Here is a 21,393-nt window from a genome sequence, read left to right as displayed (position 1 = left end):
TTTATAGTGTATTTAGAAATTCATCTGGAGTAAATACATTGATCTCTGAAAATTTAAAATCTTTCAAATCTCTGGTAATAATACAATCCATTGAATTTATTGATTGAGCAGATGTTATTTGAATGGCATCTTCAAAATCTTTATGATTGGATTTTAAACTTTTTTTTAAGATTGATTCTGTTACCGCAATTATTGAAATTGTGTCTAATAAATCTTCAATAATCGAACGTAGTTCTTTTTCATCAACAACTTTTTTTGCAATATAATGTACGGTTGCAATAGAGTGAGATGTAGAATGCATTTTAATTTTATGTCGTTGACAGTAATCAAAAATCGAAATTGCGTTTTTTGAAAACGGAAACCTATTAGCAACAATATCAACCAGTATATTAGTATCGAGAAAAATATTTTTAAAAGCCATATTTTTCTCTATAGTGTTCTTCTTTTATTTTTTCTTCATCAAAATCTGGCGGTAAAGTAATTCTTCCAATGAGTTTTTTAACTTTCGGATGAATATCGTCGTATGTTTCTGTTTTTTCAGTCAGATTTTTAAAATAACTTTCTACCAGTTCAGATAAGCTTCTGCCTGTTTTTTTCGCATACAATTTCGCTTGTTCAATAACTTCTTTCTCGAGCGATAAAGTGAGTTTGGTATTCATATACGTAAAGTTTTTACAAATGTACGTAAAATAATGTTTTTATAAAATTTGATTGATTTTTTATCGCAAATTTCCACAAACTATTTTTTTTTTAAGTTTTGCCACAGATTAAAGGATTAAAAAAGATTTTTTTGTTTGCCACGAATTACACCAATTTTCACAAATTTTTCTTTAACTCAATTTTAAATTTATTTAGTGAAAATTGGTGTAATTCGTGGCAACTTAAACTATTTTATTTTCTTTAAAACTTCTTTTGCAACCGCTTTATAAGCGACTCGAATGATCTGCATAATCTTTATCAATAATTACTTTGAGTTCGGGATGGATCCAATCGTAATAATTGCCCAAAACATATAACGTTCTAATAGAATAAGCTTTTGTAGCAACTTTAACATCTGTAATTAACCAATCGAAAGAGGCTTCTATAATATCTTGTAAGTTATTTTCGGAAAGAGTGATACAGTTTTCATTTTTCTTATAATGTGATTTTATAAGAAGCTGTACCACCTTTGCAATCGGGCGCGACGAACTTTCATCTTTTAAAATTTTTAAATTGGAACAAAAAAAATCCAAATGTGGTTGCGACCAATTTAATTCTTCATAAGAGACAAATTCTAAAATCCAGCAGGCTTTATGGTTGTTTTTGTCTGATGGAGTAAAACAAATTGAAACTAGTTCGGCAAAAAGTGCGGGATTTTCTAAAATATCCTGTGTCGCTTTAAGACGATTTTCTCTATAAGCGTTTACATAATCCAGTTTTTTTTGCAATTCAGAAAGCATTGTTTTGTGGTATTAAAATACTATGCTAAAATAAGTAATTTAGTGAGATAATTCCGAAATAATTTATAGGTAATCCTGGATAATAAAATCTTGGTTGTGCATTTCCTACTGCGGTTGCATTCGTTAGAATCATTGAAGCATATTTGGAGTTTGTGACATTATTTACACCAAAATCAAAATGTGCTTTTAAGTTTGATATAATTTCAAATTGATAACCCGTTTTTAGATTTAAGAGCGAATAAGAATCAGAATAATCAGCATTAGAATCGTTTAGCGGAATTTTATCTGTAAACTGGAAATCGGCAGTAAAGTAAAATCCCGAATTGGTGTTTAAAGTAAAACCTGCACTGGCGGTATTTGCTGGAACTCCCGTTAATTTATTTCCAGAATAGTCATTTCCATTGTCTACATATTCTTTAAATTCATATTTCCCTATTGATGCTCCGATATAAGAATTTAAATTGAAAATTGGATTAATCGGCCAATTGTGTTTTAATGAAATTTCTATTCCTTCATGAAAAGTTTTACCTGCATTTACACCTTCATATTGATCGTCGCCAATTCTTTTTGCGACCAATAAATCTTTAATTTCCATTCTGTAAACGGCAATTTCGGTATATAATTTTTTGCTGAAAAAATGAAGTTTTCCGCCCAATTCAAAATTATAACCCGTTTCTGGTTTAATGTCTTGATTGATCGTTCCGGTGCTGGTTAAAGTTTCTTCGGTTGCTGGAAGTGAAAATCCACGGCTTGCAGAAAAGTAAAAGGTCTGAATTTCATTTGGTTTGAATAAAAAAGAAATTTGAGGCGAAAAAATCCCATCGTAACTGTATTGTTCCTTCGGATTATTCGCGGAAGCGGGAAAATCATTTTGAAGTTCAAATTTGGTTTTATTGTAATTTAAACCTGCTTGAATTTCAAATTCATCAGAAAGTAAAGTTCTAATTTGTGAAAATATATTGTAAAAATGTCTTTTTTGACTGGTTGCTGTAAGTTGATCGCCTTGCAGACTCCCGTTTCCGTTATTCTGCTGATATAGATTTTCAAAAGTATTACCATTGTAATTATCTCTAAAATATTCAATACCGCCAATAAACTGATTGTTGATTTTTCCAATTTTAAAATCACCGGAAAATTGAGTTCTTGCGCCGGCACCAAAAGTATATTGACGCAGAATATCAAAAGGTCGAGGTTCGTTACTGTCTTTATAATTAATAAAAACAGAAGTCGAATTGTTGAGGTGATCGTTTATTTTAAAATCATAAGCCAAGCCTCCCAAAGTCGATTTGTATTCTTTAAATCCTTTTGCCGCAACCCAAGTCGGCGCACCAGCCTGCGGATTATTTTCAAAAGTAGCTTTGTTGATAGAACTCGGAATATAAGCTTTTAAATAAGTATAATTAGAAAGATACGTCAGCTTGCTGTTTTTAGTCCTGAATAATTCTCCCGAAAGTGTAACTCCTTCGCGATTGTAAGCGCTGTTTTCCCGCCAGCCATCTGTCTTTAAATTATGATACGTCAGATTTAGTGAAGAACTTTTTTCATTCAAATCAAAACTGATTCTGTTTTTCAATAATCCATAAGAACCAAAAACAGAACTAACTTCAGCCTGATATTCGCCTTTTTTTAAAGTTTGAGGCGAAATTAAAATGGCACCGCCCAATCCAGCGCCATAAATACTAGAAAGCTACCCTTTTATAACTTCAATCTGATTGATGTTTTGAAGATCAATGTCGTCGATTACTGTTTCGCTGTTTCCAGAAGTCAGCGGAATACTTCCGTAAAAAGCCCTAATTTTATTAGTTCCATACGGAGTTCTGGCACCAATACCTCGAATCGAAATTCTTGTAGTAGTAATATTAGACGACTGCATAAAAACACCTGGAATCGTATTAATAATATTGCTGATGTCTGTAGTATTGTTTCGAAGTAATTCTTTCTCGGATAAAATACCAATAGAAGCGGGGCTGTTTTGTAAATCACGATTTAAATGAAGCGGACTAATTAAAACTTCATTTAGTTTTTCGGTTTTTACAGAATCAATATTTCGAACTTCTTTTTCCTGTGCAATTAGATTTTGTAGAATCGAAAACACAATAATTAGGAAAACGTATTTTTTTAAAAACATATTTTATGTAGCAATTCTTGGAATTTTATCTTAACAGATTAATATTGGAACTTATTTTAACACATAGAAACATAGATCTTATTGAGGCAAAAAAGGCGTTTCACTTTTATTAAAGTCACATAGCTATGTGTGAAAACGAGTTTTCTTTTCAATCTTATTCTACGAAACAAAAATCTATGTCTCTATGTGTTTAAAATCTTTTAAAGTTTGAATTTCTTGGAATTTGGAATTTAAAATTTGGAATTTACTTAGTAGTAACTTTCCAAATTGTATTTCCGCTGTCATCATTCACCAAAAGCGATCCGTCATTCATAACAGTAACCGCAACTGGGCGTCCGTAAACTTCGGCTTTATCATTATCAGAAATAAAACCAGTTAAAAAATCTTCTGGTTTTCCTGAAGGTTTTCCGTCTTTAAAAGGAACAAACAGCACTTTATAACCCGAAATTTTAGAGCGGTTCCAAGAACCATGTCGCCCAACGAAAGCTCCATTTTTATATTTAGCAGGAAAAGCATCTTTAGTATAAAATGCCAATCCTAGTGAAGCGGTATGAGGACCCACAGGAACATCAGGTACAATTGCTTTTTCGACTAAATCTTTTCTTTCGCCTTTTAATCTTGGATCAGGAATACTTCCAAAATAAGAATACGGCCATCCGTAGAAACCATCTCTTTTTACACTTGTTATATAATCAGGAACTAAATCATCGCCTAATTCATCGCGCTCATTTACAGCTGTCCATAGTTCTTTATTGGCTGGATTCCAATCCATTCCAACTGGATTTCTCAAACCTGATGCAAAAATTTTCTCGCCAGTTCCATCAGGATTAATTTCTAAAATAGTCGCACGGCGTACTTCTTTGTCCATTCCGTTTTCACCAACATTACTTCCAGAACCTACAGAAACATAAATTTTGCTTCCGTCCGCACTTGCGAGTAAATTTCTAGTCCAGTGATTGTTGTAACCCCCGGCAGGAAGTTCAAGAATTTTTTCGCCTTTTGTTTCCAATTTCAGCGGATTATTTTTATAAGGATAACGGTATAAACCGTCTGTATTGGCAATATAGAAAAAGTCTTTTAGAACCAGCATTCCAAAAGGTTTGTTTAATCCAGTTATAAAAACTTCTCGGGTTTCAAACTTTCCGTCTTTATCTTTATCACGTAAAACAGTAATTTGATTTTTGCTCGATCTTGTGCTCGCTTTCTACAACAAAAATATCTTGGTTTGGCGCAATATAAGTCCAACGCGGATTCTCAAATCCGTCAGCAAACTTCGTTACAGTAAAACCTGCGGGTGCTTTTGGCGTTATGCCGGCAGGCCAGCCAATAACTTTACTATTTTTGGTTTTAGATTCTGTCGCATAGGGCGGAGGAAGCGTAAGATCTCCAATGGCAGTTTTTACAGTTGTATTGGGTCGCTTGGCCAAAGCTTCTTTTTCTTCTTTTTTAACTTGTCCGTTACATGAGGTCATTAGTGCTAATAATGATATTGAGAATAGCGATAAGGATGTTTTCATTTGAAATTTTGGAGTTAAATATTTATACAACAACAATTTACTCAAATTAAAAACGGCATCAAAAAATAATTTGTAATTATTAACTGATATTTAACATTCGTAAAAAATATCAGGATACACTCCATTTTGATAGAAGCAGTTAAGTTGTAATTCTGTATCTTTGTGCATTATTTTAAAATGAAAAATAATGATACAACTTCACGATAAACAATTTGTTCCGTTTATTTCGGCTAAAGAAATTGATTTTGCTTTAACTAAAATGGTGGCTCAGGTAGAGGATGATTTTGGAGATGATACACCAATTTTTATTGGAGTTTTAAATGGCGCTTTTATGGTAGTGTCAGATTTTTTGAAAAAATACAAAAAACCATGCGAGGTTTCATTTATCAAAATGGCATCGTATGAAGGAACCGAAACTACTAATTCTGTTAAAGAATTAATAGGAATCAACCAAGATTTGACTGGAAGAACGGTTATAATTATAGAAGATATTATCGATACGGGAAATACGATCGAAGAATTGAAACGTTTGTTTAAAGAAAGAAATGTAAAGCATTTTAAAATTGCCACTTTATTCTTTAAACCAGAAGCTTATAAAAAAGACATCAAGATAGATTATGTTGGAGTTCGAATTCCAAACAAATTTATTGTAGGCTACGGTTTAGACTACGATGGTTTGGGACGAAACTTGACAGAAGTCTATAAATTAGCAGAATAAAAAAACACAACTATATATTCATTTAAAAACTTCTGACAAAAATTAGAAGTAACAACACTCATTTCAATTATGATTAACATCGTTTTATTTGGAAAGCCTGGAGCAGGAAAAGGAACTCAGGCAGAATTTTTAAAAGAAAAATATAATTTAACACATCTTTCAACAGGAGATATTTTTCGTTTTAATTTAAAAAATGACACAGAACTAGGTAAAAAAGCAAGAGTTTTTATGGATAATGGAGAATTAGTTCCATGCGAAGTAACAACTGCAATGTTAATTGATGAGGTAAAAAAACACCCTGAAACAGCTGGATTTTTGTTCGACGGTTATCCAAGAACAATCGATCAGGCTGAGGCTTTAGATAAATTTTTACCAACAATTGGATCAAGCGTAACAGCAACAATCGCTTTAGAGGCTGATGATGAAATTTTAGTTGCACGTTTATTAGAAAGAGGAAAAACAAGCGGTAGAGCTGATGACCAAGACGAAGAGAAAATTCGTGTGAGATATCAGGAATACAATGAGAAAACAGCGTCGCTAATTGGATATTACAAAGAACAAAATAAGTTTCATGCCGTAGACGGTATCGGAACAATTGAACAAATTACAGAGCGCTTAACGTCAGTTATAGATAATTTGTAGAAGCTTTTTCCAGCTGTGCGTTACAAGTCCTCGCTAAAAAAACTATTTTTCCAAACCCTAAAACGAGCTTCCTCCGGTCGCTGTTTTACGGCAGGAAAAATTAGTTTTTTTAGCTCCGGGCTTTTCACTTCCATCTGGGCTAGAATAAATTAAGAGTACAAATTGCATTTAACAAGACCATTTTATAACGAATCCCCTATCAATTGGAAATACTAATTATATTTTTTCTAATTCTACTAAACGGAGTTTTCTCCATGTCTGAAATCGCATTGATTTCGGCCCGTAAAAACAGGCTTGAAACAGCGACGAAAAAAGGCAATAAAAGTGCTAGAACAGCACTTGATTTAGCCAATTCCCCAAATAAATTTTTGTCTACAGTACAAATCGGAATTACCTTAATCGGAATTTTGACGGGTATTTACTCTGGAGATAAAGTAACCGCAGATGTTGAACTTTTCGTTGCCGGTTTTGCAGTTCTAAAACCTTATGCACATTCTGTAGCGGTTGGAATTGTAGTTGTAATTTTAACTTTCTTCTCGTTGGTTTTAGGAGAATTGCTTCCAAAACGAATCGGATTAAATTACCCAGAAGCAATTGCAAAAATGGTTGCAATGCCAATGAAAGTAATTTCGATAATAACAGCACCTTTTATCTGGTCGCTAACCTCTTCGACAGATTTTTTATTGAATGTTTTTCAGATCAAACCAACTGCCGACGGAAAAGTGACCGAAGAAGAAATTAAAGCAATAATTAAAGAGGGAACCGAAGTTGGGGAAGTTCAAGAAATTGAACAAGATATTGTGGAACGTGTTTTTCACATTGGAGATAGAAAAGTAAACTCTTTAATGACGCACCGTAAGTCGGTTGACATGCCGCCATTAAAAGCAGATAAAGAAAAGATCAAAGAATTAGTAGTTCAGGATCTGCATACTGTTTACCCAGTTTATAATGATAATTACGATGATATTGTTGGAGTAGTAACGCTAAAAAACATCTTCGCTAGTATAGAAAATGATAATTTCGATTTGTCAGCTATAGTTTCTGATGCACCTTATTTAATGGAACAGACAACGGCTTACAAAGCGCTGGAAAATTTCAAAAAAACAGGCGTTCATTACGCTTTAGTTTCAGATGAATATGGTGTTTTTCAAGGTTTGATTACATTGAACGATATCTTAGAAGCACTAGTTGGAGATGCATCTGAATTTTATAAAGATGAATTCCAGCTTATAGAAAGAGAAGACGGTTCATGGCTGGTTGACGGACATTATTCGTTACACGACTTCTTAACTTATTTTGAGTTAGACGAATTGACAAACGATTACGAAGTAAACACCGTAAGCGGTATGATTATGACTGAGCTTTCTCATATTCCAAAAGAAGGAGAGAAGTTATTTTGGCAAAAATTCGTCCTAGAAGTAGTTGACATGGATGGCGTAAAAATTGATAAAGTGCTTGTGAAAGCGCTTAAAGAGTAGAGAAAAAAGTCTTCAGTCTCGGTTTTCAGTCGCAGTTATGCTGGAAATTTAGACTGAGATTGAATATAAAAAAAAATAGTTTTCAGTCTCGGTTTTCAGTGGCAGTTATACTGGAAATTTAGACTGAGATTGAATATAAAAAAAAGAGTTTTCAGTCTCGGTTTTCAGTCGCAGTTATACTGGAAATTTAAACTGATAGTGAATATAAAAAAATAGTTTTCAGTCTCAATTTTCACTTGCAGTTTGCACTGAAAACGGAGACTGAGACTGAGTACTAAAAACAATAGAATTTAGAGAACGAATTTAGAGCAATCTAAAATTTAAAATCTAAAATCTGAAATTCAGAAAAATGACAGAAGGGAATTTTGTAGATTACGTTAAGATATATGTTTCTTCCGGAAAAGGAGGAAAAGGATCTACGCATTTACATAGAGAGAAATTTATTGAAAAAGGTGGTCCAGACGGAGGAGATGGAGGTCGCGGAGGACATGTATATTTAGTTGGGAATAAAGGACTTTGGACATTATTTCATTTAAAGTTTGCGCGTCACGTCAAAGCTGGACACGGTGGAGATGGTGGTGGAGACCGTAGTACCGGTGCAGACGGAGACGATAAAATTATTGAAGTGCCGTTGGGAACTGTTGTAAAAGACAAAGAAACAGGCGAAACACTTTTTGAAATTACAGAACACGGAGAAAAACAAATTCTGGCAAGAGGAGGAAAAGGAGGTTTAGGAAACTGGCATTTTAGAAGTTCAACAAACCAAACACCTCGTTACGCACAGCCAGGTTTACTTGGTGTAGAAATAGATGTAATTCTGGAGCTTAAAGTTTTGGCAGATGTTGGTTTAGTTGGTTTTCCTAATGCAGGAAAATCTACTTTATTATCTGTTTTAACTTCGGCAAAACCAAAAATCGCCGATTATCCTTTTACAACCCTAAAACCAAATTTAGGAATTGTGGCTTACAGAGATTTCCAATCTTTCGTAATTGCTGATATTCCTGGAATTATTGAAGGTGCTTGCAGAAGGAAAAGGTCTTGGACATTATTTTTTAAGACATATCGAGCGTAATTCAACTTTACTATTTTTAGTTCCAGTTGATACTCCGGATATTAAAGCAGAATATGATATTTTGGTTAACGAATTAACCAAATATAATCCTGAAATGCTGGATAAAGAACGTCTTTTGGTTATTTCTAAATGCGATATGCTTGATGATGAATTAAAAGCAGAATTGAAAGCAGAACTAGACGTAACATTCAAAGATGTTCCGTATATGTTTATATCATCAGTTGCACAGCAAGGTTTAACTGATTTGAAAGATAAACTTTGGAAAATGCTTAACGAGTAGCATATACTTTATATTACATAAAAACCCGACAATGGAAATTGCCGGGTTTTTTACTTTTTGCGCGGAAAACAAAAAGTATAATGGGATCTACTTTTTAACTTAAATCCTAAAGTTATAATCCGAAGTTTTTAGAAACTCCAATGTTTAAAGTTTTTCCAAAATCAAAACCTAAATGTTGTTGTCTTGGATCATTTTTTCCGTCAAGATTATCGTAGTTAACACCTCCAATAGAAAAATTAAGACCAAAGCCATTTTTCATATTGATAAATAAAGCTGGCGTTACACTTGCATACATTCCTTTTGCATTGTTTAGTGAAGTGTTTTGGTATCCTGCACCTAAATCTACATAAAAAGCAAATAATTCAGAAAGTGGAGTTGAATAACGTACAAAACCTCCAATTTTGTATTTCTCAGTTTTGTCTGTTCCTATAGTTTTAAAATTCATAATAGAACCTTCAACACCAACTGTCCAATTTTCCGAAAATTGATATCCAACTTTTGGAGAGAACTCAAAATTTTCCAATTTAGAATCACCAATTTTCTCTGAAGAGAATCCAACATTTCCACCTAGTAAGATAGAATTTTTTTGTGCACTTGCAATAGTTGTAACTAATATAACAAGCGCTGTTAATAATTTTTTCATTTTTCATTTATTTAATTGGATCGCAAATTTAAATGAAAACATTTTGTAGGAAATATATTAATTGTTAAAAGTTTATTTGAAAGTTAATTTTTATAAATAATCCTACGTTTTAAAATTTTAAATTACTTTAATAAATAATTTTATTTGTTTTTATGTCTTTATTTTTAGATTTTAAACTTTATTATTGTCTTACTAAAATTATGAAATTCGCAAAATCATGCAGTAATTGATTTATTATGTTTTGTTTTTTGATGTTCTGTTTATTTTTTTTGCGAAAATGAGTTATATTCGCATCACTTAAATAAAATAACATGAAAAAAGTAGTTTTATTCTTGACCATGTGCCTTATGGCTTTTCCAGTAAGAGCCGATGAAGGAATGTGGTTCTTGATGTTTATCGAAAGATTAAACCATAGAGATATGGAAAAAATGGGCTTGCAATTGACAGCCGAAGAAATTTACAGCATTAACAATCATAGTTTAAAAGATGCAATTGTACAATTTAATGGAGGTTGTACAGCTGAAATCGTTTCTAAAGACGGTTTGGTTTTAACAAATCACCATTGTGGTTACAACGCAATTGCAGAACTTTCATCTGCAGAACAAAACTATTTGAAAGATGGTTTTTGGGCAAAAGAAAGAAGCGCTGAAATGAAACCAAAATCTTTATACGTTCGTTTCTTTGTTCGTATGGATGATGTTTCTAAAAGAATTTTGTCTAAAGTAAATGATACTATGACAGAAACAGAAAGAAACAAAGTTATTCAGCAAGAGATCAGCTTAATCGAAAAAGAAAACAGCGAAAACGGAAAATATACTGTTTCTGTTCGTCCTTTCTTTCAAGGAAATGAATATTACTATTTCGTTTACCAAGATTATACAGACGTTCGTTTAGTGGGAACTCCTCCTGAAAGCGTTGGTAAATTTGGAGGTGATACAGATAACTGGGAGTGGCCTCGTCAAACTGGAGATTTCTCTATGTTTAGAGTATACGCTGATAAAAGCGGAAACCCTGCAGCGTATTCTAAGGACAATGTGCCTTTGCAACCAAAACATTATTTACCTGTAAGTATTAAAGGGGTAAAAGAAAATGATTTTGCTATGATTTTAGGTTATCCAGGTAGAACAAACCGTTGGATGCCGGCCGGCGGAATCGAACAAAATATTAAATATGCTTATCCTGCTTGGGTTGAAGGTGCAAAAACCGGAATGGACCAAATGAAAAAGTATATGGATAAAGATGCTACTGTTCGTTTACAATATGCTTCTAAATATGCTTCGACAGCTAACTATTGGAAAAACCGTCAAGGTATGATTGATGCGTTGACAAAAGCTGGAACTGTTGATACAAAGGCAAGACAAGAAGATAAATTCTATGAGTGGGCAACTAAACCTGCGAATAAAGAAAAGTACGAAAACGTAATTCCTACTATTAACGATTATTACAGAGAAACAAACTTAAAAGCGCGTCATGATAATTACTTGACCCAACTTTTACGTACTTCTAGTTATGCAACAGGACCTGCAAACTTAGGAAATGCATTAATCGCTTACTACAAAGAAAATGATGCTAAGAAAGCAGAAATGCTTCCTAAAATTAATGCATTGGTAGAAAGCATCTATGGCGAGTTTTACGCTCCATTAGAAAAAGATGCTTTAACTGCACAATTGAATTTATATGCTTCTAAAGTCGCTGAGTACGGACTTGCATCAGAAGTTGCAAAAATGAAAGCGACAAATAATGGTGATTTTACTGCAGATGTAGCAAAAGCAACAGAGATTAGTTATTTTACAACTAAAGAAAAAGTATTAGCATTTTTGGCAGATCCAAAACCATTAGCAATTGTACACGACCCGTTGTATATTATTTCTAATGATTTGTTGACAAAATACCGTTCTAAAACAGACGATCAGGCAAAAGCTGATGATGGTTTTGCAACTGCTTACCGTAAATTGGTAGAAGGTTTAAGAGAATCAAAATTGAACGCAGTTAAATATCCAGATGCAAACTCAACTTTAAGATTGACTTACGGAAAAGTTCGCGCTTTACCTGCAGATACTCGTAATGATGATGCTAAAATTAATAACTATACTACAATGGAAAGTATGGTGAAAAAATACAAAGCAGGAGATCAGGAATTTGATTTACCATCTCGTTTATTAGAATTGAACAAGAAAAAGGATTACGGACAATATGCTGATAAAGCAGGATATATGCCAGTAAACTTCTTGACAGATAACGATATTACTGGAGGAAACTCTGGTTCACCTGTTCTTAACGGAAAAGGAGAGTTAATCGGAATTGCTTTTGATGGTAACATCGAAGCTATGGCAGGAGACGTTATTTTTGATCCTAAATTACAAAGAACGATCAATGTTGATATTCGTTATGTACTTTGGATTATTGACAAATACGCTGGAGCTAAAAACATTATTGACGAATTGACGATTGTGAAATAATCTGATTTTAAATTCCAATTTATAAATCCCAAATTCCAAATTGTTAAAAAAATGGAAACTATTGGGATTATATAGTTCGATGTAAAATAAAAATTCAAAACCTAACAGGATTAAAACTGTTAGGTTTTTTTATCTCATTTCCTTGGAATTTGGAATTTAAAAATTGGGATTTTATTAATTAACTTTCACTCGAATCCCTTTTGTGTGACTTGTAAATTCCGGAGCATACATACTTTGAATAGTAGTTATTCCATTTGAAAATTCACCGCTGTTATTTACTCGAATATCATATTCTAAAACATAAGTTCCTTTGTTGATTTGATCAAAGAAGAAATGTGTTGCAGCATCTTTGGTGCTCATATAAAACCCTAGTCGATCTTTGTATTGATATTCTGAAAGAACATTTACAGGTTCAAAACACGAAGCTCTCATATCTTTCAAATGGATGTATTCAGTGTCTTCTTTGGCTGTAATTATTAATCTGACTGTAACTAAATCTCCTGTATTTAAAGGATTTTTAGAAGTGATTTTTTCTAATTGATCTCCTTTTAAAGTGTTTTTCTTTAGATATAATTCCTTAGAAATCGATAAAACAGAACCCGAATTGTTTTTAATCTTATCCAGATCTTCAAAATACTGCCAGTAAACGCCGCCAAAAGCTGGAACTTTAGATTTGTTCTCAATTTTTATGGTCGCCATTTCTTTCTTCACTTCGTCGGCTTTCCAGTTTAATTTGATGTAGCCTGTTTCGGCTTCTTTTTGATTTTCAGAAAGTTTTTTGGTTATAATCTTTTCATCTCCAAGTTTAATAATGGTATTGTCTTTTACAGAAAGCCAATTAGTTCCCTGCATTAATAAAGCATAAATCGCTTCGGTTGTTGATTTTGTGGTTGGCCAGTTTTTGGTTTGTTTGTTTTTTAATAACCAAACTTTCATCGCATCGACAGATTTGGTGTCGTTCGCAACTTCGGCGAAAGCCTCAATTAATAATGCCTGAGTTTCTATCGGCGCCTGATACCAATACCAGCCCGATTTATTGGCGATCCAGTACATTCCCCAATCTTCGTTGTTTGATGCAGTTTCTTTAAGACTTTCGATGATTTTTTTGGCACTTTCTTTTTCTCCAAAACGATTCAAAGTTAAAGCTGTTAAACCTTTTTCATAAAGAGAATAATTCAGCCAATCTTTTTTAGCCGTTTCCAAATATAGTTTTGTCGCTTTCTTCAAAGTATCAGAAAGAGGATATTTTTCTAAATAAAAACTTCTCGTATACAAATAATGAAGATCAGAATACGGATTGATCCAGATTAATTTGTCGGTAGTTTTTAAGTTTTTAGTTCTTGATTTATAATATTCTAGAAACTTATTATCTAAAAATGGAATTCCGGTATTAGTGATTTCATCGCTTTTAGCAGTTTCATTTTTAGTTAATTTTACCAAATGTCCTAAACCGGCCAAAATATGTCTCGTAATATATTCACTTTCATAACCGCCAGCAAACCAAGAAAATCCGCCAGATGGTTTTTGTTTCTGTTTTAATTTTTCGAAAGCAGCTTTCCTGAGAAGTTTTCATTTTCTCCAAATCAAATAAAAGCGACAGATTTTTTTCTTTTTCATCTTCACTTTGTGCATCATTTAACCATGGAGTTTCGGCTAGAATTAGTGATTTTAATTCTTCATTTTCTTCCAGTTTTGAAATTGGTTTTCCATTTTTTCTCCAATCTTCAAAAACTGCCGCAATTTTAGGATTACTCGAAATAATTTCAGAAGCTAATGCATTGGCGTAATAACGCGCAAAAGTTTGTTCGGCACATTCGTGCTCATATTCCATTAGGTAAGGCAAAGATTGAATTGCAATCCATGTTGGGTTTGAAGTGTATTCAAACGTAAATTGATGATTTCTTAAAGTGGTTGAATTATTGTTTTTTAAATTTTCGAAAGTATATTCTTTAGTAGAATTTTCGCGAACCCAAATCGGAATACTTTCTGTCACTAACATATTATTGGTCAAAACAGGAAGAATGTTTTCTTCTCCATCCGAAAAATTACCAGCTTTTGCTACGATTTTATATTGAATGCCTTGCAGACCTTCTGGAATTGTAATGGTCCAATTTGCCGTTGTATTTCCATACGCTGGAATTGTAAAGTTTCTAATGTTTTTTGCATTCAGCATTTTGGCATCAATTGGCATCATTGTAACAGCATCAAAAAACTGCAGACTTGCGATTCCGGTTTTTGCTTCGGCGGTAACATTCGAAATTTTAGCGCTGATTACAATAGTATCTTTTTCTCTAAAAAATCTTGGAAAATTCGGCATCACCATTAATTCTTTTTGTGTGATCACACTTTTTTCCAGATAACCTGAAACAGCATCTTTATTATGTGCAAACAAGCGAAGTTTCCAAGCTGTTAAAGCTTCTGGAGAAGTAAAATTGAAACTTACTTTTCCTTTAGAATCGGTTCTTAAATTTGGGAAAAAGAAAGCGGTTTCAGAGAGATTTTTTCTGGCTTTTACTTGGTTTAAGGCTTCTACAGCACTTTTTGTTGTAATGATTATTGCTCCGTTTGAAGCTCTGTCGCCGTAAAGAGCTGTTGCCTTTTCCTCTTTTACTACATCTATTGAAAGTATATCGTTAGGATTTAAGTTTTTTATATCGCTAACAAATTGTCCATCTACGATATATATTGGTTCTTTTCCAGAAACAGTAGACGTTCCTCTAATTATAATCCCAGATGCAGTTCCAGATAATTTGTTTATCCCGGCTGTATTATAAACTGCATTATCTTCTTGAACTTCTTCAGAACTCACCATTTTTGTGACTGAGGCACTCAATGATTGCTTTTTTCTTTGAGTGCCATAAGCAGTTATGACGACTTCATGCAATTCGCTTGAATGATCATGTAGTAGAGAAATATCAATTTGTTTATTTTTTGAAACGATTACAGATTGATTTTTAAAACCGATACAGGAAAAAATAAGTTCTTCATCTGCTCCCGCGTCAATTTCATAATAACCTTCAAAATTACTGGTTGTGCTTCTTTGTGTTTTTTTAACTGTGATGGAAACCCCTGGAAGCGGAATATCGCTTTGATCTTTTATGATTCCAAAAATCATCTTAGCATCCAAAGGTTTTCTGATTTTTTTGTAAGCTGTCTTTGATATTCTTTTTGCAGGTAAAGCGGATTAACATTTGCGCTAAAATCGAATCCGAACCACATTAAAGTCGTGTTTTCATTTATAAGTTCAATACGTTTTGATGGAGTATTTAAATTGGTAATTGTGCTATATGTATTTTCGCCGCCCAAAAGTGATTTGTAGCTATTACCGATACTAAATTCGTCAAGATTGAGCTTTTCCCAGTTTATTTTTCTAAATTGATCCAATGAACTGTCATACATTGAAGCTAAAACTTCGGCTTCCCTTTTTGCGAGCAGTTCCTGTCAATTTAAAAGACCAGTTTTCATTACTTCCGGGTTGTATTTTATTCCTAAATGTTTCTACATTAAATTTAAATTCAGGTTTTTCTCTTTTTAAAATAACATAAATATTATTGTCAAATTTTTGATTTTCGAATATACTTGTGAAATCAATTGTCAATCCGTTTTCAAAATCTTTTTTTACAGGAATTTTAATTAAAGTTTCATGATTTTGGAGATGATACGTTTCTTCTAAAAAAACGTCGCTTTGATAATTTGCTGTTGCCGTTATATATAATTCTGGTATAACAGATTTTACTTTTATTAAAATAAAACCATCTTTTACAGCATCTAGATTTGTTTGCGTAACAGTAAATAAACGACTTGTATCAAATTTATCCTTGCTTTGATTGATTTTAAAACTTGAAGTTTTCTCTATTAAATTCCCAAAACTATCTTTTGCCGAAAACACAATTTTATAGTTGCCTGATTTATAATTTGAAATAAAATCTAAAGCAAGAGTTTTGTCCTCTTGAGTATCTATATTTTTAGAAAATAACAATGTTTCTGTTATTTTTTCTTTTAGATCTTCATTGTTTTCATAGGGAAATAATTTTTCGAAATCGGAATTTGAAATAGTCGAAAAATCAGGCTGAGAAAAAGTTCGTGATTTGAATTTTGTAGAAAATGGTTTAATGTAATAAATTTTTATTTCACCTTTAACTGCTGAAAATTCCCCGTTAAGATTCGTGCTTACAAGTTTTACTTCATTTTTATTTTTAGTAGAAATTTCGTTAGAAATTACAGCATTAAGTTCTAAATCATGGTAACCAACTTTTACAGAGGTTTGAGAATCATGCGTTTCTCCATTAATATCAGTAACAGATGCCTTTATTAGATAATTAAAAACAGGTAATTGTTCCTTACTAGAATTTATAGATGGAATTGCAGTAAAATCAATCGTGAATTGTCCTGAAGCATCAGTTTTTGTTTCTCCAGTCGCTAATGTTTCATTTTCCTCATATTGTGAGCGATAATATCTAGAATAGGTCGTGTAGCGGGTAACGGTGTAAGTTACTTTTGCATCAGAAATAGTACTTCCCGCAAAAGCCTTTGCAGTTCCTTTTACTTTAACCAATTGATTGAGCTGAAAGCTGTCTTTTTTCGGATTAAAAGTTACTTCGAATTTTGGGCGTTTGTATTCTTCAACCCTAAAATCAATTCTTGAATCTTCTAAATAGGCATTTTCCCAAAAAGGATGTTCGCTTTTTTCTTTATCATAAACTTTATCATTTTCATAAGTAGCAGGCTCATCAGCACTTATATGAAAATTACCAGTCAGACCAGATTTTGGTAAAACAAATTCACCAGAAAAGGAGCCAAACTCATTTGTGGTAACATCAAATTCTTTAAAATCATTATCATTTGCGTCTTCGACAATAATTTTAAATGTAGTATAAGGAACTACAGATGATTTGTTATTCACTTTTTGAATCGCGATTCCTTTATAATACACTGTTTGGCCTGGACGATAAATAGCACGATCTAAATAAAACTCAACTATTCCATTAAAATCAGTTTCATCATTGTCTTTGTCATTGTATTGATAATTATAGGAGAGATAATTTTTATCAATATAAATGGTGTCTTTTTGAGTGAACAAAGTAATAGGCTGATAACCCATATATTTGTCCTTTATTTTATTAAAAACCGCTGTGCCATTTTTATTAGTGAGAATATTAAATGACTGAGATTTGATGCTTACATTTTCTAACGGTTTTCCAGTTTTTCTGTCTAAAACTTGGTAACTTTCAGTTTTATCGTTTTGTGTTCCTAAAACAATAAAGTTCGAAACTGTAATCGTTTCAAAAGCAAAAGCTTTTCTTTCTTTTGAGTCAGATTCACTTTCAAAATAAACCAAATAAGAACCTGTCTGCAATTGCGGCAGTAAAACTTCTGTTGAATATTCCAGATAATCTTTTTTGTTGGTAAGCGTGTAAGATTGAGAAGTAACTGGTTTTGTTTTTTGAATAATAGAATCTCTAATTCCGACTCTAGTAATATTTGATTTGCTTAGTTCTGTAATTTGGGCATTTGTAATTTTGAAAAAAGAAATTTTTAGTTTTTCAACATTTTTGTATTGAATAGATGCGCGGGTGTTTTCGTTATTATAAGTGTATTTTTGAAGTTGTACATTCAAGGCTTTAGACAATATGTTTTCCTTTTTCTGTACAGCAAGTTTGTATGCATTAGATTTATTATTGATCTTCAAAATACTGTCTAAAATTGCAATCGCTTTTATATTATAATCTGGATTGAGCTCTGCTGATGCATGTCTGCGCTAAATAATACGCTCTTTCGAGTTGGATATTTTGAGTAAGAATTATATCATTTGTTTTCTTTTGAAAAGCGCTCAAGGCTTTGATGTAATCTTCGTCAACAATGACGTTATAATTTTTGCTAAATTGAATTCTTTGCCAGATGTTTTCAGTTGAAGGATTATTAATTTCTTGTTTTTGATAAAGTTTTAATGTCGATTTAAGATTCTCATCAGAAACGGAGTCAAAGTTTAGTTTAATAAAATCACTAGAACTTCCTAAAAGATCTTTTTTGAAAGCTGAAAAATCACTTTTTTGAATTTCCCATGAACGTATTTTTCGCGATTGAAGCGCTATGTTTTCTGCAATTACATAATTTAATACATTCAGCGTTTTGAATTTTTCAATTGTTGGATAATCAAAAATGGCTTCGTATTTTGTTAGTGAAGTGTTTTTTAGAATCGCTTCATTTTCCATTGAACTTTTTAGAGCGAGATCAATTTGAGAGATAAAATTATTTTCTGTCCAAGTTAAAAAGTCTGTATCTAAAACAGCAGTATTAGTTCTTCTGCCAATTTGATATCTGTTTTTGTTGTAATAATCATTTAGACATTTTGCATAAACCAAATTCAAAATTGCTTTTGATGGAATTGAAACACGATTAATGTCCGTTTTAAGATTTTTTAAAATTTTAGTTTGTGCTTTTTCATCAAAAACCTGCAGATATTTAGATTGATAGAAAAAGCATTTTATCATTTCCACTTCATCTTTTTGATTTATTGCTTTTTTGTAAATTTTAGCAACGATTTCATTTGCAGATTTTACTTTTCCTTCGTTTTCCAATGCAATAACATTGTCCCATTTTTTATCATTTTGCTGGGCAAAAAGTACTGTAGAAACCAATAAGAATACAAATAATATATTTTTCATAAAGAGAGTTTTAATCTATAGATGATTAAAATTTTAAAAAGGTTGGGATAGAAAAGAATTATTTTAAAAATAATTTTCGTACAAATTAATAATTTATTTTTAAAACCAAATAGAGCATACTATATTTCCTTATTTTTGAAAAATAATTAACCGGTTTAATCGTTGAATTGTGTATTCGTTTTATCGAATAAACGGCTCAACATCTAAACGATTCAACGTATTCAATGAAGACACATTTCATCGCCATTGGCGGAAGCGCTATGCACAACCTTGCATTAGCATTACATAATAAAGGATATCAGGTTACAGGAAGCGATGATGCTATTTTTGAACCTTCAAAATCAAGATTAGAAAAAAAGGAATACTTCCTGCAGAAATGGGTTGGTTTCCTGAAAAAATCACTTCAGATATCGAGGCTGTTATTTTAGGAATGCACGCAAAAGCGGATAATCCAGAATTGTTAAAAGCACAGGAATTAGGATTGAAAATATATTCGTATCCTGAATTTTTATACGAGCAGTCTAAAAACAAAACTCGCGTTGTAATTGGTGGTTCTCACGGAAAAACGACCATTACATCAATGATTCTTCATGTAATGCATTACCATAATATCGCTGTAGATTATATGGTGGGAGCACAGTTGGAAGGTTTTGACACCATGGTGCATTTGACCGAAGAAAATGATTTTATGGTTTTAGAAGGTGACGAATATTTGTCTTCACCAATTGACAGACGTCCGAAATTTCATTTGTATCAGCCCAATATTGCTTTAATTTCAGGAATTGCCTGGGATCATATTAATGTTTTTCCAACGTATGAAAATTATGTAGAACAGTTTGAGATTTTTATTCAAAAAATTACGAATGGAGGAATATTGGTTTATAATGAAAATGATCCAGAAGTAAAACGTGTTTCTGAAGCGACAACAAATCCGATAAGAAAAATTGCGTATTCAACTCCAGAATATTCTGTGAGTGACGGCGTAACATTACTAAAAACACCAGAAGGCGATATGCCAATTGAAGTTTTTGGAGCACACAACTTGAATAATTTGGCCGGAGCAAAATGGATCTGCCAAAATATGGGAGTCGATGAAGAAGATTTTTATGAAGCAATTGCAAGTTTTAAAGGAGCATCTAAACGTTTAGAAAAAATTGCTGAAGGAAGAGGAAAAGTTGCTTATAAAGATTTTGCGCATTCGCCAAGTAAAGTTGCCGCAACAACCAAAGCGGTAAAAGAACAATATCCAAACAGAACTTTAGTGGCTTGTTTAGAATTGCATACGTACAGTAGTTTAAACGTCGCCTTTTTAAAAGAATACGAAGGTGCTTTAGAATATGCTGATGTTGCAGTTGTTTTTTATTCGCCAGATGCGGTAAAAATTAAACAGCTTGAGGAAGTAACTTACGAACAGATAGCAACGGCATTTAATAGAAAAGATTTAATTATTTATACTAATCCAGCAGAGTTTAAAGAATATTTATTCCATTTAAATTTAGAAAATTCTGCACTTTTATTAATGAGTTCAGGAAATTACGGAGGTCTAAATTTTGATGAAGTTAAAGGTCTAGTTAATTAGATAATGTGTCAATTTGATAATTAGATAATGCCGATTGTGTTAAACAATCGGCATTTTTTTAGTTTGGAATTTGGAATTTGGAATTTGGATTTTTGGAATTTGGATTTTGAGATTTAGAATCTTAATTGGAATATTTAAAATGTCCCACAATTGTGTAATCAAACAAACAATCTTCGAGCACTTGCCCGCCTCCAACGTTGTGAACAATTAGATTTCGTTTTCCGTCAGAAGATTTTTTGTTAGTTACAATTCCAATATGTGGCAGTTTATTACTTATCATCCAAGTTACAAGTTCTCCGGTTTGATAATCTTTTGGATTTTGGGTTACAGGTAATTTAGTTCCCTTTCTTTCAAAGAAAATTTCTAGGTTAGGAACTCGTCTATGATCAATATTTGTGTCCGTTTTGGTCATTCCCCATTTTTTAAGATTTGGATAAAGAGAAAAATTTTCCAGCATATCTTCGTGAACTTCCTTTTGCAGATCTATGCCTAATTTTCGATAGGAACGAATTATTACATCGGTACAAACCCCTTTGCCCTTTGGGACATCGCCATTTGGGTAATCAATTTTAAAATAAGACGGATCATAATGTATAGACGGATCAATTATTGAAATTGCCGCTTCAGATAATCTTTCTGCAAAATCTTTTGGCTGGTCTTTATTTAAAATAGCAATGTTTTGTGTTTCCTTTTGCTTGCATGAAATAAAAAGAAAAAACAGAATAGAAATAGGTAATAATTTCATTTTTAGACAAATTAGTTTTTAAAGTTAA

The 21,393-nt window shown here is 32.4% G+C and carries 16 protein-coding genes and 3 pseudogenes; 6 read left to right on the top strand and 13 right to left on the bottom strand.

What is annotated here, in order from left to right; translation table 11 throughout:
• Position 1: 1 nt before the first annotated feature.
• The 6 genes and pseudogenes from ACZZ95_RS02240 to ACZZ95_RS02215 form a co-directional block, all read right to left on the bottom strand.
• Positions 2–421 carry a type II toxin-antitoxin system VapC family toxin gene (locus tag ACZZ95_RS02240; RefSeq protein WP_095952387.1) on the bottom strand — a complete coding sequence of 140 codons (420 nt, stop codon included), beginning with the start codon at positions 419–421 and terminating at the stop codon, positions 2–4.
• Positions 411–659 (bottom strand): DUF6364 family protein, encoded by a 249-nt coding sequence (locus ACZZ95_RS02235; protein WP_095952386.1) that lies wholly within the window; start codon positions 657–659, stop codon positions 411–413. Before ACZZ95_RS02235 ends, ACZZ95_RS02240 begins: the two co-directional genes overlap by 11 nt.
• 264 nt (positions 660–923) lie before the next feature.
• Positions 924–1,439 (bottom strand): hypothetical protein, encoded by a 516-nt coding sequence (locus ACZZ95_RS02230; protein WP_463467852.1) that lies wholly within the window; start codon positions 1,437–1,439, stop codon positions 924–926.
• Positions 1,440–1,464: 25 nt separating this feature from the next.
• The gene (locus ACZZ95_RS02225) at positions 1,465–3,102 is read right to left on the bottom strand and encodes a TonB-dependent receptor domain-containing protein (protein ID WP_463467851.1); all 1,638 of its coding nucleotides are present in this window, start codon (positions 3,100–3,102) and stop codon (positions 1,465–1,467) included.
• A 24-nt stretch (positions 3,103–3,126) separates the two neighbouring features.
• On the bottom strand, positions 3,127–3,567 hold the full coding sequence (locus ACZZ95_RS02220) for a TonB-dependent receptor plug domain-containing protein (RefSeq protein WP_463467850.1): 441 nt from the start codon (positions 3,565–3,567) through the stop codon (positions 3,127–3,129).
• Positions 3,568–3,811: 244 nt separating this feature from the next.
• Positions 3,812–5,084: pseudogene (locus ACZZ95_RS02215) on the bottom strand (PQQ-dependent sugar dehydrogenase).
• A 187-nt stretch (positions 5,085–5,271) separates the two neighbouring features.
• On the opposite strand from ACZZ95_RS02215, the gene hpt reads away from it, so the two are divergent.
• The 4 genes and pseudogenes from hpt (at position 5,272) to obgE (ending at position 9,274) form a co-directional block, all read left to right on the top strand.
• On the top strand, positions 5,272–5,802 hold the full coding sequence (gene hpt / locus ACZZ95_RS02210) for a hypoxanthine phosphoribosyltransferase (RefSeq protein ID WP_095952383.1): 531 nt from the start codon (positions 5,272–5,274) through the stop codon (positions 5,800–5,802).
• 69 nt (positions 5,803–5,871) lie between these two features.
• A complete protein-coding gene (locus ACZZ95_RS02205) occupies positions 5,872–6,444 on the top strand; it encodes an adenylate kinase (RefSeq protein WP_463467849.1) in 573 nt (190 codons plus the stop codon).
• Positions 6,445–6,647: 203 nt separating this feature from the next.
• Positions 6,648–7,922 (top strand): hemolysin family protein, encoded by a 1,275-nt coding sequence (locus ACZZ95_RS02200; RefSeq protein ID WP_463467848.1) that lies wholly within the window; start codon positions 6,648–6,650, stop codon positions 7,920–7,922.
• A 349-nt stretch (positions 7,923–8,271) separates the two neighbouring features.
• Positions 8,272–9,274: pseudogene (obgE, locus tag ACZZ95_RS02195) on the top strand (GTPase ObgE).
• A gap of 112 nt (positions 9,275–9,386) precedes the next feature.
• Here obgE and ACZZ95_RS02190 read toward each other — a convergent pair.
• Complete coding sequence (locus ACZZ95_RS02190; RefSeq protein ID WP_463467847.1) at positions 9,387–9,917, bottom strand: outer membrane beta-barrel protein; 531 nt, start codon at positions 9,915–9,917, stop codon at positions 9,387–9,389.
• A gap of 311 nt (positions 9,918–10,228) precedes the next feature.
• On the opposite strand from ACZZ95_RS02190, the gene ACZZ95_RS02185 reads away from it, so the two are divergent.
• Entirely contained in the window at positions 10,229–12,376 is a 2,148-nt protein-coding gene (locus ACZZ95_RS02185; protein ID WP_463467846.1) for a S46 family peptidase, read from the top strand.
• A gap of 174 nt (positions 12,377–12,550) precedes the next feature.
• Here ACZZ95_RS02185 and ACZZ95_RS02180 read toward each other — a convergent pair whose 3' ends face one another.
• The 5 genes from ACZZ95_RS02180 to ACZZ95_RS02160 are packed head-to-tail and all read right to left on the bottom strand — an operon-like array spanning position 12,551 to position 19,041.
• Positions 12,551–13,834: an alpha-2-macroglobulin family protein gene (locus tag ACZZ95_RS02180; RefSeq protein WP_463467845.1), complete on the bottom strand. Its 1,284-nt coding sequence runs from the start codon at positions 13,832–13,834 to the stop codon at positions 12,551–12,553.
• Positions 13,835–13,859: 25 nt separating this feature from the next.
• Complete coding sequence (locus ACZZ95_RS02175) at positions 13,860–15,503, bottom strand: alpha-2-macroglobulin family protein (protein ID WP_463467844.1); 1,644 nt, start codon at positions 15,501–15,503, stop codon at positions 13,860–13,862.
• A complete protein-coding gene (locus tag ACZZ95_RS02170) occupies positions 15,488–15,775 on the bottom strand; it encodes a hypothetical protein (RefSeq protein WP_463467843.1) in 288 nt (95 codons plus the stop codon). The genes ACZZ95_RS02175 and ACZZ95_RS02170 overlap by 16 nt, the downstream gene beginning before the upstream one ends.
• Positions 15,768–18,065, bottom strand: a complete 2,298-nt coding sequence (locus ACZZ95_RS02165; RefSeq protein WP_463467842.1) for an MG2 domain-containing protein — start codon at positions 18,063–18,065, stop codon at positions 15,768–15,770. The genes ACZZ95_RS02170 and ACZZ95_RS02165 overlap by 8 nt, the downstream gene beginning before the upstream one ends.
• A 31-nt stretch (positions 18,066–18,096) precedes the next feature.
• Complete coding sequence (locus ACZZ95_RS02160; RefSeq protein WP_463467841.1) at positions 18,097–19,041, bottom strand: hypothetical protein; 945 nt, start codon at positions 19,039–19,041, stop codon at positions 18,097–18,099.
• A 224-nt stretch (positions 19,042–19,265) separates the two neighbouring features.
• Between ACZZ95_RS02160 and ACZZ95_RS02155 the strand changes: the two are divergent.
• Positions 19,266–20,620: pseudogene (locus ACZZ95_RS02155) on the top strand (UDP-N-acetylmuramate--L-alanine ligase).
• 121 nt (positions 20,621–20,741) lie between these two features.
• On the opposite strand, the gene ACZZ95_RS02150 reads toward ACZZ95_RS02155, so the two are convergent.
• Positions 20,742–21,365, bottom strand: a complete 624-nt coding sequence (locus ACZZ95_RS02150) for a DUF1287 domain-containing protein (protein WP_463467840.1) — start codon at positions 21,363–21,365, stop codon at positions 20,742–20,744.
• Positions 21,366–21,393: the final 28 nt, after the last annotated feature.

This window comes from Flavobacterium sp. AC267, from assembly GCF_979258715.1.
This window is presented reverse-complemented; position numbering and strand designations above follow the sequence as displayed.

What these genes read in the sequence shown, in the direction of transcription:
- ACZZ95_RS02220 (WP_463467850.1), bottom strand. Translation starts at nt 3,567, where the DNA reads ATGTTTTTAAAAAAATACGTTTTCCTAATTATTGTGTTTTCGATTCTA.
- ACZZ95_RS02205 (WP_463467849.1), top strand. Translation starts at nt 5,872, where the DNA reads ATGATTAACATCGTTTTATTTGGAAAGCCTGGAGCAGGAAAAGGAACT.
- ACZZ95_RS02240 (WP_095952387.1), bottom strand. Translation starts at nt 421, where the DNA reads ATGGCTTTTAAAAATATTTTTCTCGATACTAATATACTGGTTGATATT.
- ACZZ95_RS02170 (WP_463467843.1), bottom strand. Translation starts at nt 15,775, where the DNA reads ATGTATGACAGTTCATTGGATCAATTTAGAAAAATAAACTGGGAAAAG.
- ACZZ95_RS02150 (WP_463467840.1), bottom strand. Translation starts at nt 21,365, where the DNA reads ATGAAATTATTACCTATTTCTATTCTGTTTTTTCTTTTTATTTCATGC.
- ACZZ95_RS02185 (WP_463467846.1), top strand. Translation starts at nt 10,229, where the DNA reads ATGAAAAAAGTAGTTTTATTCTTGACCATGTGCCTTATGGCTTTTCCA.
- ACZZ95_RS02160 (WP_463467841.1), bottom strand. Translation starts at nt 19,041, where the DNA reads ATGAAAAATATATTATTTGTATTCTTATTGGTTTCTACAGTACTTTTT.
- hpt (WP_095952383.1), top strand. Translation starts at nt 5,272, where the DNA reads ATGATACAACTTCACGATAAACAATTTGTTCCGTTTATTTCGGCTAAA.
- ACZZ95_RS02230 (WP_463467852.1), bottom strand. Translation starts at nt 1,439, where the DNA reads ATGCTTTCTGAATTGCAAAAAAAACTGGATTATGTAAACGCTTATAGA.
- ACZZ95_RS02235 (WP_095952386.1), bottom strand. Translation starts at nt 659, where the DNA reads ATGAATACCAAACTCACTTTATCGCTCGAGAAAGAAGTTATTGAACAA.
- ACZZ95_RS02190 (WP_463467847.1), bottom strand. Translation starts at nt 9,917, where the DNA reads ATGAAAAAATTATTAACAGCGCTTGTTATATTAGTTACAACTATTGCA.